Genomic DNA, 15840 nt, shown 5'->3' with positions numbered 1-15840 from the left:
CGTTCGAAGGCTCCGATGTCTCTTGTGGCCGCATCTTCGCGACGCGAAGCCGAAAAGGCTTCTCTGGAACATGCTCTAGAACTTGGGCAGGCCCTTGGGATTGGTCTCCGAGACCTCCAGAGCCTCCGCCTCGACGCCCCAGCGGGCCAGAGACCGGGCGTAGAGGCCCTCCGCGATCAGCTCGTTGAGCGCCAGGGTCAGGACCGGCGCCAGACCCGAGCCCTTGCGGGTGGTCACGGCCACGTCCGAGCGCTCCGGCCATCCGGCGCTGAGGACTCCGAGCCGCCGCAGATTCCTGTCCCGCGCCGCCAGATAGACCAGGGTGGCGTGCGGCTGGACGATCACGTCGGCCCGACCTGCGGCCAGCGCCAGAAGGCTGGCGGCCTCGTCGTCGAAATACTTGAATTCGACCGGCTTGAGTCCTTCGGCGCGGTTGCGCTCGTCCCAGAGCGTGAGGATGCGCTCCTGATTGGTCGAGGCGCCGACGATGATCCGCAATCCGGCGACGTCCTTCGGCTCGGCGATGGGGGCGATCCCGCTGTTCAGCCCGGCGTAGAAGCCGTGCAGCCCGAGGCGATAGGTGGAGAAGTCGAATTTCTCCTTGCGGGCCTCGGTCACGCCGACGTTGGAGATCACGGCGTCATATTTGCCCGAGGCCAGCCCGAGCGGCCAGTCGACCCAGGCCACGGCGTTCAGCTTCAACTCGAGTCCGAGCTTGTCGGCGAGCAGCTGCGCGATGTCCGGATCCGCTCCGACGGGCGTGCGGGCGTCTTCGGCGTAGAAGGCCAGAGGCGCGACGGAAGGCGCCACGGCCACGGTCAGCTTGCCGGGCTCGACGAAGGCGAAGCCCTCGGGCAAGGCTGCGGCCACGGCCTCCGAGGCTTCGGCGCGAGGACGCGCGGCCTGTTCGGCGCTGAAGTCGAAGACGGGCGCGGGAGCTTCGGCGGCGGAGAGGGCGGGCGCCTGGAGCAGAAAGGCCGTCGCGGCGAGGGGGAGGAATCCGGAGAGCGAACGCATGGACTTCACCTGAAGGGCGGGAGGAGAAGGCGGCCTCCCTTGCGGAGAGGCCGCCGCAGGGGTCACTTGCGGGGCAGGCCCGGCGGATTGACGCGGGATTCCGTCACGGCTTCGGCCCCGAGTCCCCAGCGTTCCAGCGCGAGCAGGTAATTTCCACTGGCGATCTGGGCGTTGAGGGCGGCGGCGAAGGCCGGAGCGATCCCCGAGCCCTTGCGGGTCGCGACGGCGATTTCAGCGGTTTCCGGGAATCCGCCGGAGAAGACGCCCACGAGCCGCGTCTTGCCCTCGCGCCGGGCCTTGAAGGCCTGGACGGCGTTCGGATGCAGATAGGCGTCGATGCGGCCCGAGAGCAGCGCCAGATCCAGCACGGCCGGATCGTCGTAATAGAGGACCTGGGCGTCGGGGAGGCCCGCCGCCTTGTTCTCCTCGATCCAGCGCAGGAGGATCTGCTCCTGATTGGTGCCCGAGCCCACGGCCACCTTCAGGCCCGCCACATCCGGCGCGCCGTCGATCTTCAGCACCTTGCTGTCGTTGGCGACGTAGAAGCCGATGAGATCCTGACGATAGGTCGCGAAGTCGAACTTGTCCTTGCGCTCCTCGGTGACGGTGACGTTGTGGATCACCGCGTCGTATTTGCCCGAGGTCACGCCCAGCGGCCAGTCGGCCCAGGCCACCGGCACGAGCTCAAGCTCCAGCCCGAGGCTGTCCGCCACCAGTTGGGCGATGTCCGGCTCGGCGCCGACGGAGGTCTTCGTGTCCGTGGCGTAGGCCGCGAAGGGCAGATGTCCGGGCACCGAGGCCACGGTCAGCTTGCCGGGCGTCACGAACCTGAAGTCGGCGGGGATGAGCGCCACGGCCTCCGGAACGACCTGGGCGCGCACGCGGCCCGCCTGTTCGGGGCTGAGGTCGATCTCGGCGACCGGCGCAGCCTGTTCGGCGGCGAAGGCGGCGGGCGGCGCGAAGACCAGAGCGGCGCCCAGCAGCAGGCCGCGAAGTCGGGATCGGATGATCATGGGAGAAAGCCTTTGATCTGGGGAAGGGGGAGGTTTCACAAAACCTTGGCGAGGAATTCGATGGTGCGCGGATGCTTCGGCGCGCCGAGAACCTGGTCCGGAGGTCCGCTTTCGATCACGCGGCCCTTGTCCATGAAGACGACGCGGTCGGCGACTTCGCGGGCGAATCCGATCTCGTGGGTCACCACCGCGAGGGTCGCGCCGGAGCGCGCCAGCCGCTTGATCACGTCGAGGACTTCATTGACGAGTTCGGGATCCAGCGCGGAGGTGGGTTCGTCGAAGAGCAGCACCTTGGGCTTGAGCGCCAGAGCCCGCGCGATGGCGACGCGCTGTTGCTGTCCGCCCGAAAGCTGGCGCGGATAGGCGGCGGCCTTGTCGGCCAGCCCGACGCGGGCCAGAAGCTCGCGGGCGAGGGCCTCGGCCTCGGCGCGCGGGACGCCCCGCACCGAGATCGGCGCCTCGATCAGGTTTTCGAGAACCGTCAGATGCGGGAAGAGGTTGAAGTTCTGGAACACCATGCCGACGTCGGCGCGGCGGGCGAGGATCTCGCTTTCCCGCAGCTCGTAGAGCTTGTCGCCTTCGCGGCGATAGCCGATCAGTTCGCCGTCCAGCGCGACGAAGCCGGAATCCGCGCGCTCCAGATGGTTGATCGCCCGCAGGAGCGTCGACTTCCCCGAGCCCGATTGCCCGAGGATCACCGTCACGCTGCCGGGCGGCAGGGTCAGCGACACGTCGTCGAGAACCTTCAGATCGCCGAAGCTCTTGGAGAGATTGCGGACGACCACTTCTCCGCCGGGCGGCAGGCTCTCGGTCCAGCTTCCGGCGAGGGGGGCGGCGGCGCGGGGCGTCTCCCGGATCGGGGCGGGGCGGGAAGGCGCTTCGGGACGCAGCAGCCCGAGCTTGACGAAAGGCTCTCGGAAGGCGTTGGGCGGCAGATTGCGCAGCGCGCCCCGGGCGTAATGGCGCTCGACGTGATACTGGATCACCGACAGCGCGCTCAGGATGACGAGATACCAGACCGTCGCCACCATGAGCAGCGGGATGACCTCCAGATTGCGGCGATAGATGATCTGGATGGTGTAGAACAATTCCGGCAGCGCCAGCACGTAGACCATGGACGTGCCCTTGGCCAGGCCGATGATCTCGTTGAAGGCGGTGGGCAGGATGGCGCGCATCGCCTGAGGCAGCACGATCCGCCGCGCCTGACGACCTTTCGGCAGGCCCAGAGCGGCGGCGGCTTCATGCTGGCCCTGATCCACCGAGAGGATGCCGCCGCGGATGACCTCCGCCGAGAAGGCGCCGAGGTTCAGCGTCAGGCCGATCACCGCCGCGAGAAAGGGCGTGACGAGCGCCGTGGTGGAGTAATCGAAGAGCTTGTAGTCGGTGAAGGGCAGGCCCAGCGAAACCCGCTCGTAGAGATAGCCGAGGTTGTTCAGGATCAGCAGCAGCACGATCAGCGGAATCGAACGGAAGAGCCAGATGAAGCCCCAGGCCGTGGCGGCCAGCAGCGGCGCGCTCGACACCCGCGCCAGAGCCAGCAGCGTCCCGAGCGCGAAGCCGAAGATGGAGCCGAGCAGCGTCAGCAGCAGCGTGCGTCCGAGTCCGGCGAGAACCGGCTCGGCGAAGAACCATTCCGCGAAGACGTCCCAGCCCCAGCGCGGATTCCCCAGCACCGAATTCAGCAGGAGCAGCAGGATCGCCGCGCCGAGCAGGCCGCCTGCGAGTCTTCCGTAATTGCGCGCGGGCACGATGGTCAGGTTACGGAGATCCTGCGGGGCGGAGGCTTCCTGAGCGGCGGAGGAGCGGCTTCGGGGGAAATCTGAAATGCTCGTCATCGGGCTTGGACCTCCAGTCTGGAGCGGGCGCGCAGAGCCGCGAGGGCTTCCGGAGAAACCGTCACGCCGAGTTGCGCGGGAAGATCGGGATCGGGCGCCTTGAGCGGCGCGGAGCCGGGCTTTCCGGCCTCGACGCCGATGTGCTTTTCAAAGGGGAGGGTCTTGTAGAAAGCCGGATCGAGATCGGGCTCGAAGAGCGGCCGATAGCCGTCGGTGAGATAAAGTCCGGCGGCTTCGGGCTGACGGAATCCGGTGGTGAGGTAAACGCGGGTGTAGCCCTGAGCGGCGGCCTGCTCCTCCAGCGCCCGCACGATCCGCCGCGCCAGACCCTGGCGGCGCAGATCCCTGCGAGTCCAGATGCGTTTGAATTCGGCGGCGCCGGGATCGGCGTGACGCATGAAGGCCCCGCCTGCGATGGCCTCGCCATTTCGCAGGAGCAGCAGGAAATTCCCCTCCGGCGGCGCGAAGGCCTCGGGCGGATAGCGGTAGACTTCGGTCTTCGCCCCGTCGCGGTCGAAGAGCGTTCCGTAGCGCGAGTCATATTCGCGGATGAGATCCTCGACCAGAGGCCGGGCGCGCGGATCCGTGGGGCCGCTCTCGATCAGGAGGTCGGGAAGGAGATCGGTCATGCGGGGCTCTCCTGAAGAAAGCGTTCGGCCAGCGCGGCCCAGAAGGTCGCGGCGGGAGCCAGAATCGCGTCGTTGAAGCGGTAGGCGGGGCTATGGAGGGGCGCGCCCTCGCCGATCCCGACGAAGAGATAGGCCCCGGGGCGCGCCTGAAGCATGTAGGCGAAGTCTTCGCTGGCGGTGCGGGGACGGAAATCCGTCAGGACCGCCTCCGGCCCGAGCGCCTCCTCGGCGACCTCCTGCGCGAAGGCGACCTGCGCCGCCGGATTGATCAGGCTCGGGAATCCGGTCTTCAGCCGGACCTCCGCCTCGGCGCCGAAGACCGCCGCCGCGGCCTTGACGACGGCGGGGACGCGCTCTTGCAGGAAGGCGCGGTTCTCCGGGGTGAAGGCGCGCAGAGACAGCCGCAGATCCACGAAGTCCGGGATGACGTTGGCGGCCGCCCCGCCATGGATCGCCCCGACCGTGACCACCGCCATCTCGCGCGGATCGACGTTGCGCGAGACGACCGATTGCAGCGCCGTGACCACATGGGCCGCCGCCAGAACCGGGTCGATGGTTTCATGGGGCTCGGCGCCATGGCCGCCCCGGCCCTGGATGCGGACTTCCGCCAGATCCACCGAGGCCATGGCCGGCCCCGTCACGAATCCGAACTTCCCGACCGGAACGCCCGGCCAGTTATGCAGCCCGAAGACGGCGTCCACGGGGAAGCGCGTGAAGAGCCCTTCCTCGATCATCTTCTTCGCGCCCGCGCCGATCTCTTCGGCGGGCTGGAGGATCAGGCGCAGAGTCCCGGAGAATTCGCCTTCCTCGGCCAGCCAGCGGGCGGCGGCGAGCAGGATCGCCATATGTCCGTCATGGCCGCAGGCGTGCGAGACGCCCTGATTCAGGCTGGCCCAGTCGAGGCCTGTGGTCTCCTGGATGGGCAGGGCGTCCATATCGGCGCGCAGCCCGAGGATGCGGCTTCCCGAGCCGCGCGTCAGGCTGGCGACGAGGCCCGTTCCGGCGATCCCGGAGGCCACGTCATAGCCCCAGCCGCGCAGGAGCCCCGCAAGGCGCTCGCTGGTCTCCTGCTCTTGAAAAGCCAGCTCGGGGCGCTGATGCAGCTCGCGGCGCAGCTCGACGAATTCCCCGATCCGGGCCTCGACGGCGCGGCGACGGCTCAGCGCGCGCGCCGAGAGCGGGGCGAGGTCGCGGCTCATGCGCTGCGGCTCCGGGAGGCTTCGCCCGAGGGCGCCGCATGGCGGCTGACCTTGAAGGGCAGGCCGAGCCGGTCGCGCAGGGTCTCGCCGGGAGCGGCGCGGTCATAGCGGCCCCTGGCCTCCAGTTCGGGCAGGACATGGCGGAGGAAATCCTCCAGCCCCTCCGCCGAGACCGCGAAGCCGAGGATGAAGCCGTCCGCCGCGCCTCCGTCGAGCCAGCGGAGGATTTCCTCCGCCACCTCGGCGCCCGAACCCAGGAAGGCGCTGCGCGGAGAAGTCTCCTCCAGCGCGACCTGACGCAAGCTCAGGCCGCGCGCCCTGGCCCGGGCCTTGATGCGGTCGGTGGTGGAGCGGAAGCTGTTGCGTCCGATTTCGCCGAGTTCGGGGAAAGGCGCGTCAGGATCATATTGCGTGAAGTCGTGATGATCGAAATAGCGCCCGAGATAGGCGAGGGCCTCCTCCAGGCTCACGAGGGCCTGGATCGCGGCGTATTTGGCTTCGGCCTCTTCGCGGGTGGCGCCGGTGATCGGGTGGATCCCCGGATAGATCTTCACCTCCTCGCGGGCGCGGCCATGAGCCACGGCGGCGTCCTGAACGCGGGCGCGGAAGGCGCGGGCCTCCTCCAGATCGGCGGCGTTGGTGAAGATCGCCTCGCCATATCTCCCCGCCAGAGAAATTCCCGCGTCGGAGGCTCCTGCCTGAAAGATCACCGTCTGACCCTGCTTCGAGCGCGGCGCGTTCAGCGGCCCTTCGATCTGGAAGAAGCGGCCTTTATGGTCGAGGCGATGGAGCTTGTCCGGATCGAAGAAGCGCCCCGTCTCGCGGTCGCGGATCACGGCGTCGTCGTCCCAGCTGTCCCAGAGGCCTTGGGTCGCCTGAAGATATTCCTCCGCGATTTCATAGCGCAGGGCGTGTTCGGGGTGAGGCCGCGAGTAATTGCGCCCCGAGCCCTCCAGAGGCGTCGTCACCACGTTCCAGCCCGCCCGCCCGCCGGAGATCAGATCCAGAGAGGCGAATTGCCGGGCCACGGTGAAGGGGTCGGAATAGGAGGTCGAGACCGTGCCCACCAGCCCGATCCGCGTCGTCACCGCCGCCAGAGCCGAGAGGATCGTCAGGGGCTCGAAGCGGTTGAGGAAATGCGGAATGGATTTCTCGTTGATGTAGAGCCCGTCCGCCACGAAGACGAAGGCGAATCCGGCTTCTTCGGCCTTGCGGGTCTGCTCGACGTAGAAGGGGAGATTGACGCTGGCGTCGGCGGGCCCGGAGGGATGACGCCAGGAATTCATGTGGCCTCCGGCGCCATGGAGCATCAGGCCGAAGGAAAGCTTGCGAGGGGCGGTTCCGGCGCTCATGACGCGGTCCTTTGTCTTGAAGATCAGGGGATCAGGCGGCGGCTTGAGCCGGAACGCCCGCCAGAAGCTCGATGGCGGCCAGACGCGGCGCGGCCTCGGCGATGGGGCTGTCGAGGATGAACTCCTTGACCCCGAAGCGGCGGCTGAGCTCGTCGAGCCGCGCGCGGACCTTCTCGGGCGTGCCCACCAGAGCCTCGGGGCGCTTTTCGACGATCTGGAAATCCTCGGCGCCGAGTTGGCGGGCGTATTCCTCCGCGCCCTCCGGCGAGCCGAGATTCACGCCATGTCCGTTCGGCAGGGTGAGGCGGAAGACCCGCGCGCCCTCGGCGAGGCGCTCGGCCTCGGCCTGGCTGCGCGCCACCACCGCCAGAAGCGCCAGCTTGGGGCGCTCGCCCGCAATGGCCTCGTAGGCGGCGAGGCTGCGCTCGACGGCTGCGGGATCGCCGTCGTGATGCCCGGCGTAGGTGAAGCTCCAGCCCAGCCGCGCCGCGAGTTCGGCGCTCTCGACGCTGGCGCCGAGCAGGATGCGTTCGGGGAGGACCTCCGCGCGGGGCAGGGCCTCGGCGGCGGGCGCGCCCTCAGGCGGAGCGCCGCGCAGCCAGGCGTCGAGATCGGTCAGGCGCCTGGCGAAATCCTCACGGGGCGCCGCCGGAGAGGCGAAGCCGCGCAGGGCTTGCGTGCTGAAGGGGAATCCGCCCGGAGACTTGCCGATCCCGAGATCCACCCGCCCCGGCGCGAGACTGGCCAGCACGCCGAAGATCTCGGCGACCTTGTAGGGGCTGTAATGCTGGAGCAGCACGCCGCCCGATCCGATCCGGATGCGCCGCGTCCTGGCGAGGAGATGCGCGGCCAGCACCTCGGGGGCGGCGCTGGCGAGGCCCGGAAAGCCATGATGCTCGGCCAGCCAGAGGCGGCTGTAGCCCAGTTCGTCGGCGCGCCTGGCGTAGGCGACGCTCAGCGCCAGAGCCTCCGCAGGAGAGGCGCCGGGCGCGACGGGGCTTTTGTCCAGCAGGCCGATTTCATATCCCATTTTCGGGTCTCTTTTTCACAAAAAAGCATGAGAGGGAGAATCTGCGTCTGGGGATCTTATGCGGCCGGAAACCCCTGTAAAGAGGGGGAGGCGGCGTCATCCGGCGCGATCAGGAATGTGATCTTCCGGATCATCCATCTGATATTGCTTTATTATCATGGATATTCACGGAATCTCCCGTCGCAGGGCCCCTCTCGGAGAGGCCGCGCCCCGGAGGCGCGAAAAAGCCTGATCTTTCAGAGCGCAGCGCAGCGCAAACCGGAATGAGCGGCGGATCTGATCGTATTTGAAATGATATTTTCGCATGATGAAAGCGGATCAAATCATTGGACGCCCTGCGGCCCTCATGCGATGCGGCAGGATGGACCGTCTCTCCGCAAGCCCTGTCGGGCAGGGCCGGAGACGACCCCGGATTCCCTCCGTCGGGCGATGCGTCCCGGCGAGCGCCCTGACGAGAGATCGCGAGGCGGTCCCCGGAAGGCCGCCGATCCGTCCTGACCGGAGATCTCCGCCGCCATCCGGGATTCCAGAAACCTCCATCTCGAATCCTTCTATGGATCTGACGAAAAAATAGAAAGACAGGTCTTTCTCTTTCGCCCGAATCCCGGCTAGGCTGCCCCCGGCATCCGCAAGAGCATCCGCCTTCCGGAGATGAAACGCCCTGCGCCTCTTGCCTGAAACAGGGCGCGAATTCCCGCCAGACTGGATCCCGTGGGTGAACATTCGAAGAAATTATTCGAGCATGCGAAGATGAATTCGCCCTTCACATCATGATGATCCCGAAACATAAGAAAATGATTTCTAATGATTGGACGAAATGGACGGGATGTCATGTCTGTTTCATCAGCCCGCTCGCAACGACTTCAGGATTCGAACATGAACATATCCGTGACGCCGCCGAACTCCTTCGCCCCTGACGGAGAAGACATGAAGCGCGCCTTGCGGCGTCTGGCCGGCGGCGTCTCCGTCGTGACGACCGGCTCCGGCGACCGGCGCACCGGCGCGACCGTCACTTCGGCGCAATCCTTTTCGGTGGCGCCTCCGGTGATGACGGTCAGCCTGAATCGCGGTTCCTCCGCATGGCGCGAGTTGCGCGAAACCGGAGTCTTCTGCATCAACGCCCTGTCCGAATCGCAGCGTTTCGTCGCGGAACGCTTCTCCGGCCAGGGCGGGATTCAGGGTCCGGCGCGCTACGAAGGCGCGGAATGGACCACCCTCGCGACGGGCGCGCCCGCTCTGATCCATGCGCTTTTCGCCGCCGATTGCGAGGTGGAGGAAATCGTGGAGCGCCATAGCCACGCCCTGATCTTCGGCAGGGTGCGCGCTCTTCGGATCGGCTCCGGCGCGCCCCTGATCTACGCCGAAGGGAGCTACGGCTCCTTCGTCTGACTTCCGCGCGGCTCCAAGCCCCCCTTTCCCCGAACCCGACAGGACCGGAGGCCCTCCATGACCGTCGAATTCATCAGCGCGACCTTTCCGAACGCCTCCAGCGATCTGGATCCCCAGCCGGGCGCGCCCGTCGACCTCGCCTATCTGATCCGCTACGCGCGGGCTCTGGACGACGCGGGCTTCGACTACACGCTTCTGCCCTATCACTCCTCCTCCTTCGACCCCTTCACGCTCGGCGCGACGGTGGCGGCTCATACGAAGCGCGTGCGTCCGATCATCGCGCTGCGTCCGAACACGGTCTATCCGACGGTGGCGGCCAGAGCCCTCGCCACCCTGGACCAGCTCAGCGGCGGACGCGTGGTGGTGCATTTCATCGCGGGCGGCGACGACGTCGAGCAGGCGCGCGAAGGCGACTTCCTGAACAAGGAGGAGCGTTACGAGCGCCTCGAGGAATACATCCGCATCCTCCGGCGGGCCTGGTCCTCCTCGGAGCCCTTCGACTTCGAAGGCGAGCATTATCGCTTCAAGGGCTTCAGCAATGCGGTGCTGCCCGCGAAGCGCCGGATTCCCGTTTCGGTGGGCGGCTCCTCGGATGCGGCCTATCGGGTCGGCGGATCTCTGGCGGACATCTTCGGCCTCTGGGGCGAGCCCCTTGCCGAGACGAAGGAGCAGATCCGGAAGATCCACGCCGCCGCCGAGAAATCCGGCCGCACGGATCGTCCGCGCATCTGGGTGACCTTCCGGCCCATCCTCGCCGAGACCGAAGACCTCGCCTGGGCCAAGGCCCATCGCGTGCTCGACAGCCTGAAGGCCAACGCCGAGAAGAACCTCGCGCGCCGCCCCTTCTCCGAGGGCGCGCCGCAGAACGTCGGCTCGCAGCGCCTGCTGGAGATCGCGAAACGCGGCGAGGTGCAGGACCGCGCGCTCTGGTATCCGACCGTCACGGCCACCAATGCGCGGGGCGCCTCGACGGCTCTGGTGGGCTCGCCGCAGACCATCGCGGAGTCCATCGTGGATTACGTGGATCTCGGGGCGGACCTGATCTCGATCCGCGGCTATGACAACTTCAACGACGCCGTGGATTACGGACGTTACGTCCTGCCTCTGGTGCGTTCGATTCTGGCGGCGCGCGAATCCTCCCAGGCCGTCGCATGAGCGCCCCGGCCAGACGCGCCGCGGCGCGCAGCGGCGGCCTCTCCGCCGAGGACCTGGACGGACTCTCCGCCGCTCTGGCTGCGGCGGCTCCGGCGGCGGACGCCTCGGGCGCCTTCCCCTGGGAGGGCGTGCGGGCCGTCCACGCCAGCGGCGCCCTCGAGGCTCCGGTGGGGCGGCGCTACGGCGGCGCCGGGGCCTCCCTCGTCGAGACCGCGCGGATCCTGACCGCTCTCGGGCGGGGAGATCCCTCCGTGGCGCTGATCGCCGCGATGACGATGTTCACGCATCATCGCCAGGCGGAGGGCGACCTCTGGCCCGAACCGCTGTATCACCGGATTCTGGCCGAGGCGCGCGCGCAGCCGGTGCTGATCAACGCCGCCCGCGTCGAGCCTGACCTTGGCTCTCCGGCGCGGGGCGGCCTGCCGGAGACCATCGCCCGACGCACGGCGCGGGGCTGGTCGATCTCCGGGACGAAACGCTTCGTGACGGGATCCACGGGCCTGACCTATCTGATCGTCTGGGCGCGCACCGACGAATCTCCGGCGCGGGTGGGCAGCTTCGTGGTTCCGGGCTCGGCGCCGGGGATCGAGGTCCGCGAGACCTGGCGCAGCCTCGGCATGCGGGCCACCTGTTCGCATGACGTGGAGTTCTCGGAGGTCGAGATTCCGCATGAGGACGTGCTCGGCCTCGTCGAGAGCGGCCTCGGCCAGCAGGACAACCGGCTCGGCGCCGCCTCCGGCCTGGCTCTGACGGCGCTCTATCTCGGGGCGGCCCGGAGGCTTCAGGAGGGCTTCCTCCGCTTCGCGCATGAGCGGGTTCCGGGGAATCTCGGCCATCCTCTGGCGCGGACGGAACGCTTCATCGGCCTGGCGGGCGAGATCGATCTCCTGATCTCGGGCGCCGAACAGCTGATCTTCCAGAATCTGGAGCAGGCCGCCGATCAGCCCGAAGCCCTCTTGCGGGCGCGGATTCTCGCCGGACGCCAGATTCTCGGCGCGGCGCGTCTGGCGGTGGGGGCTCTGGGCAATCCGGGCCTGAGCGCCGACAATGATCTGGAGCGCCCCTTCCGCGACCTGCAATCCACGCTGGTCCATGCGCCTCAGGAAGACGTGGTGCTGGCGATGCTGGGACGGGCGTCCTTCGCAGCTTCGGCGCCTCCTCCTCAGGCTCTTCCCGCGAGCCGGATCGGGCTCACGGCGTGACCTTCCTCCCGGATCCTTCTCAGGAGTTTCCCCTATGACCCGTCATGTGATCATCGGCGCGGGCGCCGTGGGCGCGAGCCTCGCCGCGCAATTCGAGGAAGCGGGGGTTCCTTACGCCCTCGTGGGGCGCGGCGCCCAGATCGCCCATATCCGGGCTCAGGGCCTGACCTATCGGCGCCCTTCCGGCGCGCGCGATCTGCGGCTGAACGCCTTCGACGCGGAGGAGCCTCCGGAGCTTTCGGCCGGAGACGTCCTGCTGCTCACGGTCAAGACCCAGGACGTGGAGGCGGCGACGGCCTTCTGGGCGCGGCGTCCCCTGCGCGAGGGCGGAACGGCGGGCGGAAGCCTGCCCATCGTGACCTTCCAGAACGGCCTTGCGGCGGAGACCATCGCGCTGCGCCGCTTCGCGCGGGTCTACGGCGCCAGCATCCTGACGCCCTCCGTCTACACGCAGACGGGCGAGGTCTCCTGTTTCGGACATCCCCAGGCGGGCGTCGTGACGCTCGGGCGCTATCCCGGCGGCCTCGACGCCCTCGCCGAGGGCCTCGCCGCGGATCTGGTCAAGGCGGATTACATCGCCGAGGCCCGCGCCGACATCCCGCGCTGGAAGGCGGCCAAGCTGCTGCACAACGTCAGGAACGTGGTCGAGCTCTTCGACGCCGATCCCGAAAGCGCGGCGGCCTTCGGCGCGGCGCTCTCGGAGGAGGCGGCGCGGGTGCTCAGGGCGGCGGGCCATGAGGTCTCCGATCCCTCGGAGCGGCGCGTGAGCCTTGCGGGCTGGTCGAAGGCTCCGGGATCTCCTTCGGGACAATCGACCTGGCAGAGCGTCGCGCGGGGCGCGCCCCACGAGGTGGATTATCTCAACGGCGAGATCGTGCTTCTGGGGCGTGCGCATGGCGTCGGGACGCCCTATAACGCGGCGGCTCAGGAGGCGGCGGCGGAGCTGACCCGCACAGGAGCGGATTTCGGCGCCTTGCGCGCCCTCGCCGACCGTTTCGCGCAGGCGGCGGCCTGAAGCTTCAGTGCAGGACATTCATGAGATCTCCCGTCCGAGAAGGCATTCTGAGCGTGGCCGGCGCCCTGTTCTACCGGGAGGGCGTGCGGGCCGTCGGCGTGGACCGCATCATCGCGGAGGCGGGCGTGGCCAAGGCCACGCTCTACCGCCATTTCCCCTCGAAGGAGCATCTGGTCGCCGCCTGTCTGAGCGAGCGCCACGAACGCGTGCTGGAGGCGCTGAAGGCGGCTCTGGAGGGCGTTTCGGGGCCTCGGGCGCGGCTGGGCGCGATCTTCGACCAGTTGCGCGCCAAGGCCGACGCTCCGGAGTTCCGCGGCTGCGCCTTCGCGCTGGCCGTCGCGGAGCATGGCGAATCCGAGCGCGTGTCGGCCATCGCGCGGACGCACAAGACGGCGGTGCGCGAGATCTTCGCCCGCATCCTCTCCGAGGCGGGGATCTCCTCGCCCCGGACGGCGGGGCATCTGGCCCTGCTCTACGAAGGCGCGCTGGCGAGCGTGGCGGTCCATCGCGATCCGTCATTCGTCGAGACCTCGCGGGACTGCGCGCTCGACGTCCTCGAATGGTCTCTCCAACAGAAGCAGACATGAAAGCGAAGCCCATGGCGGTCATCGGATATTTCTTCGGTCTGGGGTCTCCCTGGGCCTATCTCGGGCTCGACCCTCTTCTGGAGCTTTCGGCGCGTTACGGCGCGCGCCTCGATCCTCGCCCGATCTCCCTGATCGAGGAGAACGGGGGGATCTACTCCCGCAACCGGCCCGAGGTCCGCCGCGCCTACTGGTTCAAGGATCTGCGCCGCTGGGCCGAGCTCCGCGGCAAGACGCTGAAGCTCGAAGGGCGGACGGGGCTCTCCGATCCCTCTCCGGCGAATTTCGTGGTTCTGGCGGCCCTCGCGCGCGGCGAGGACTGGATCGCTCCGACGCGGATCCTCCAGAAGGCCTTCTGGGAGGAGGGCCTCGACATCGGAGACGCTCGGGTCCGGAGCGGCCTCCTGAGCGCGGCTGGCCTTGACGCCGAGGCCCTCGAAGCCGAGGCTCGGGGCGAGCGGGTCCGGAAGGCCTGGAGCGAGAACCTCGACCTGGCCCGTTCGGCGGGAGTCTTCGGGATTCCGACTCATCTTCTGGAGGGCGAGCTCTATTGGGGACAGGACAATCTGTTCTTCCTGGAGCGCCATCTGTCCCGCGTCGCGAAAGCCGCCTGAGGCGGCGCCTTCGACCCTTTCCGGGCTTGTCCCGACCGGCGCCGGGGAGGGCGCGGAACATGAGCGATCTTCCTGCGGATCTGGCGGCGGCTCTGGCCGCGCGCTTCGGCGAGGGCTTCACGACCGCCGCCGCGGCGCGCGCGCAACATGCGCATGGGGAGTCCCATCACCGGGGGCCTCCGCCGGACGGCGTGGTCTTCGCCCGCTCCACGGAGGAGGTCGCGGCGCTTCTGTCGCTCTGCGCGGCCTTCCGGGTTCCCGTGATTCCCTTCGGCGCCGGGAGTTCTCTGGAGGGGCATCTGATCGCGGTCCGCGGCGGGATCTCTCTGGATCTGACGCGGATGGACGCCATCCTGCGGGTCAGTCCGGGGGATCTCGACTGCACGGTCCAGGCGGGCGTGACGCGCGAGCGGCTCAATGCGGATCTGCGCGATCAGGGCCTGTTCTTCCCCATCGATCCGGGCGCCGACGCCACCCTCGGCGGCATGACGGCCACGCGGGCCTCCGGCACCAACGCCGTGCGTTACGGGACCATGCGCGAAAACGTGCTGGCCCTGACCGTGGTGCTGGCGGACGGCCGGATCATCCGCACGGGCTCTCGGGCGCGCAAGTCCTCGGCGGGCTACGATCTGACGCGGCTCTTCGTCGGCTCGGAGGGCACGCTGGGGGTGATCGCCGAGATCACCTTGCGTCTGCACGGGATTCCCTCCCGGATTTCGGCGGCGCTCTGCTCCTTCCCGGATGTGGTCCAGGCGGTGGAGGCCGCCATGGCGATCATCCAGCACGGGATTCCCGTCGCCCGCATGGAGCTGATGGACCGCGGCCTGATCGCCGCCGTGAACCGCCATGCGCGCCTCGACCTGCCTCTGCGCGATACGCTCGCCTTCGAGTTCCACGGCTCTCCGGCGAGCGTCGCCGAGCAGGTGGAGCTTGCGGGCGGGATCGTCCGGGAGTTCGGCGGCGAAGACTTCGCCTGGGCCGCCTCGCCCGAGGAGCGCAACCGCCTCTGGAAGGCGCGGCATCAGGCCTATCATGCGGTGGTCGGGCAGAGGCCGGGCGCGAAGGGCTGGACTTCGGACGTCTGCGTGCCGGTCTCGGAGCTGGCGGGGAGCGTCCTGCATGCGCGGGCGCTCCTGGAGGGCTGCCCTGTCCCTGCGGCGATTCTCGGCCATGTCGGCGACGGGAATTTCCATGTCGTCTTCGCCGTGGACCCCGACAGCCCGGAGGAGATGGAGGCGGTCGCGCGGATCAATTCGAGCATGGTGCGCCGGGCCGTCGAGGTGGGCGGCACCTGCACCGGCGAACATGGCGTGGGTCTGGGCAAGGCGGCCTATCTGCGCGAGGAGATGGGCGAGGCGGTCGAGGTCATGGCGCGCCTGAAGAAGGCCCTGGATCCGGAGGGGATTCTGAACCCCGGCAAGATCTTCGATCTCTGAGAGGCTGCGCGGGGCGGAAGCCTTGCGGCTCCGGGCCGGGACTGCCGTCCCGACGCGGAGACCCCCGGATTCGCGCCGCGCGCATGGGACATCCATCTCGAATCCGTCTATGGATCTGACGAAAAATAGAAAGACAGGTCATTCTCTTTTCGCCTGAGTCCCGATAGACTTCCTCTCGACGCTTCCCGGACCCTGTCCTGCGGATCTCCGGAGCGCGCATGTCCGATCCGGGGTCCGGCGGGACATGATCTTCAGAAAAACGGATGAAATTCACAGAGCGAACGGGACATATTCCCGGGCGTCGCGTCCTTGTATTCTGAATTCATCTTTCGTGATCTGAATAAATAAGAAAATCATTTCTAATTATTGG

General features: G+C 68.2%; 14 protein-coding genes and 1 pseudogene. 7 read left to right on the top strand and 8 right to left on the bottom strand.

The window, feature by feature from the left end; genetic code table 11:
* Positions 1 to 75: 75 nt before the first annotated feature.
* From PHN62_RS02290 to PHN62_RS02260, 8 genes and pseudogenes are all read right to left on the bottom strand, one after another.
* Positions 76 to 1017 (bottom strand): ABC transporter substrate-binding protein, encoded by a 942-nt coding sequence (locus PHN62_RS02290; protein WP_300145712.1) that lies wholly within the window; start codon positions 1015 to 1017, stop codon positions 76 to 78.
* A gap of 62 nt (positions 1018 to 1079) precedes the next feature.
* Positions 1080 to 2030 (bottom strand): ABC transporter substrate-binding protein, encoded by a 951-nt coding sequence (locus PHN62_RS02285; RefSeq protein ID WP_300145709.1) that lies wholly within the window; start codon positions 2028 to 2030, stop codon positions 1080 to 1082.
* A gap of 35 nt (positions 2031 to 2065) precedes the next feature.
* Complete coding sequence (locus PHN62_RS17410; RefSeq protein WP_367186983.1) at positions 2066 to 2779, bottom strand: amino acid ABC transporter ATP-binding protein; 714 nt, start codon at positions 2777 to 2779, stop codon at positions 2066 to 2068.
* A gap of 222 nt (positions 2780 to 3001) precedes the next feature.
* Positions 3002 to 3865: pseudogene (locus tag PHN62_RS17405) on the bottom strand (amino acid ABC transporter permease); the annotation flags it as partial.
* Complete coding sequence (locus tag PHN62_RS02275; RefSeq protein ID WP_300145703.1) at positions 3862 to 4494, bottom strand: GNAT family N-acetyltransferase; 633 nt, start codon at positions 4492 to 4494, stop codon at positions 3862 to 3864. The gene PHN62_RS02275 and the pseudogene PHN62_RS17405, both read right to left, overlap by 4 nt.
* Entirely contained in the window at positions 4491 to 5693 is a 1203-nt protein-coding gene (locus PHN62_RS02270; RefSeq protein ID WP_300145700.1) for a M20 aminoacylase family protein, read from the bottom strand. Before PHN62_RS02270 ends, PHN62_RS02275 begins: the two co-directional genes overlap by 4 nt.
* Positions 5690 to 7045, bottom strand: coding sequence for an LLM class flavin-dependent oxidoreductase (locus PHN62_RS02265; protein WP_300145697.1), 1356 nt, complete (start codon positions 7043 to 7045; stop codon positions 5690 to 5692). Before PHN62_RS02265 ends, PHN62_RS02270 begins: the two co-directional genes overlap by 4 nt.
* Before the next feature lie 31 nt (positions 7046 to 7076).
* Positions 7077 to 8075 carry an MsnO8 family LLM class oxidoreductase gene (locus tag PHN62_RS02260; RefSeq protein WP_300145694.1) on the bottom strand — a complete coding sequence of 333 codons (999 nt, stop codon included), beginning with the start codon at positions 8073 to 8075 and terminating at the stop codon, positions 7077 to 7079.
* Between the two features lie 876 nt (positions 8076 to 8951).
* Here PHN62_RS02260 and PHN62_RS02255 point away from each other — a divergent pair.
* From PHN62_RS02255 to PHN62_RS02225, 7 genes are read left to right on the top strand one after another with little or no spacing between them, the layout of a single operon-like run.
* On the top strand, positions 8952 to 9464 hold the full coding sequence (locus tag PHN62_RS02255) for a flavin reductase family protein (RefSeq protein WP_300145691.1): 513 nt from the start codon (positions 8952 to 8954) through the stop codon (positions 9462 to 9464).
* A 57-nt stretch (positions 9465 to 9521) separates the two neighbouring features.
* Positions 9522 to 10619 carry an LLM class flavin-dependent oxidoreductase gene (locus PHN62_RS02250; RefSeq protein WP_300145688.1) on the top strand — a complete coding sequence of 366 codons (1098 nt, stop codon included), beginning with the start codon at positions 9522 to 9524 and terminating at the stop codon, positions 10617 to 10619.
* Positions 10616 to 11821: an acyl-CoA dehydrogenase family protein gene (locus PHN62_RS02245; protein WP_300145685.1), complete on the top strand. Its 1206-nt coding sequence runs from the start codon at positions 10616 to 10618 to the stop codon at positions 11819 to 11821. Before PHN62_RS02250 ends, PHN62_RS02245 begins: the two co-directional genes overlap by 4 nt.
* Positions 11822 to 11855: 34 nt before the next feature.
* Entirely contained in the window at positions 11856 to 12836 is a 981-nt protein-coding gene (locus PHN62_RS02240; RefSeq protein ID WP_300145681.1) for a ketopantoate reductase family protein, read from the top strand.
* A gap of 53 nt (positions 12837 to 12889) precedes the next feature.
* Positions 12890 to 13423, top strand: coding sequence for a TetR/AcrR family transcriptional regulator (locus tag PHN62_RS02235; protein ID WP_300145678.1), 534 nt, complete (start codon positions 12890 to 12892; stop codon positions 13421 to 13423).
* On the top strand, positions 13420 to 14034 hold the full coding sequence (locus tag PHN62_RS02230) for a 2-hydroxychromene-2-carboxylate isomerase (protein WP_300145675.1): 615 nt from the start codon (positions 13420 to 13422) through the stop codon (positions 14032 to 14034). The genes PHN62_RS02235 and PHN62_RS02230 overlap by 4 nt, the downstream gene beginning before the upstream one ends.
* Positions 14035 to 14093: 59 nt before the next feature.
* A complete protein-coding gene (locus tag PHN62_RS02225; RefSeq protein ID WP_300145672.1) occupies positions 14094 to 15470 on the top strand; it encodes an FAD-linked oxidase C-terminal domain-containing protein in 1377 nt (458 codons plus the stop codon).
* Positions 15471 to 15840 lie beyond the last annotated feature (370 nt).

The sequence above is a fragment of the Neomegalonema sp. genome (assembly GCF_028688855.1).
Taxonomy (GTDB): Bacteria; Pseudomonadota; Alphaproteobacteria; order Rhodobacterales; family Rhodobacteraceae; genus Neomegalonema.
The sequence above is the reverse complement of the archived record's forward strand: the minus strand, read 5'-3'. Positions and strand labels throughout refer to the sequence as shown.

Bases quoted from the DNA above. Each gene is read 5' to 3' on its own strand.
- PHN62_RS02250 (WP_300145688.1), top strand. From the start codon at position 9,522: ATGACCGTCGAATTCATCAGCGCGACCTTTCCGAACGCCTCCAGCGAT.
- PHN62_RS02290 (WP_300145712.1), bottom strand. From the start codon at position 1,017: ATGCGTTCGCTCTCCGGATTCCTCCCCCTCGCCGCGACGGCCTTTCTG.
- PHN62_RS02240 (WP_300145681.1), top strand. From the start codon at position 11,856: ATGACCCGTCATGTGATCATCGGCGCGGGCGCCGTGGGCGCGAGCCTC.
- PHN62_RS02275 (WP_300145703.1), bottom strand. From the start codon at position 4,494: ATGACCGATCTCCTTCCCGACCTCCTGATCGAGAGCGGCCCCACGGAT.
- PHN62_RS02230 (WP_300145675.1), top strand. From the start codon at position 13,420: ATGAAAGCGAAGCCCATGGCGGTCATCGGATATTTCTTCGGTCTGGGG.
- PHN62_RS02265 (WP_300145697.1), bottom strand. From the start codon at position 7,045: ATGAGCGCCGGAACCGCCCCTCGCAAGCTTTCCTTCGGCCTGATGCTC.
- PHN62_RS02260 (WP_300145694.1), bottom strand. From the start codon at position 8,075: ATGGGATATGAAATCGGCCTGCTGGACAAAAGCCCCGTCGCGCCCGGC.
- PHN62_RS02270 (WP_300145700.1), bottom strand. From the start codon at position 5,693: ATGAGCCGCGACCTCGCCCCGCTCTCGGCGCGCGCGCTGAGCCGTCGC.
- PHN62_RS02285 (WP_300145709.1), bottom strand. From the start codon at position 2,030: ATGATCATCCGATCCCGACTTCGCGGCCTGCTGCTGGGCGCCGCTCTG.
- PHN62_RS02255 (WP_300145691.1), top strand. From the start codon at position 8,952: ATGAACATATCCGTGACGCCGCCGAACTCCTTCGCCCCTGACGGAGAA.
- PHN62_RS02245 (WP_300145685.1), top strand. From the start codon at position 10,616: ATGAGCGCCCCGGCCAGACGCGCCGCGGCGCGCAGCGGCGGCCTCTCC.
- PHN62_RS02225 (WP_300145672.1), top strand. From the start codon at position 14,094: ATGAGCGATCTTCCTGCGGATCTGGCGGCGGCTCTGGCCGCGCGCTTC.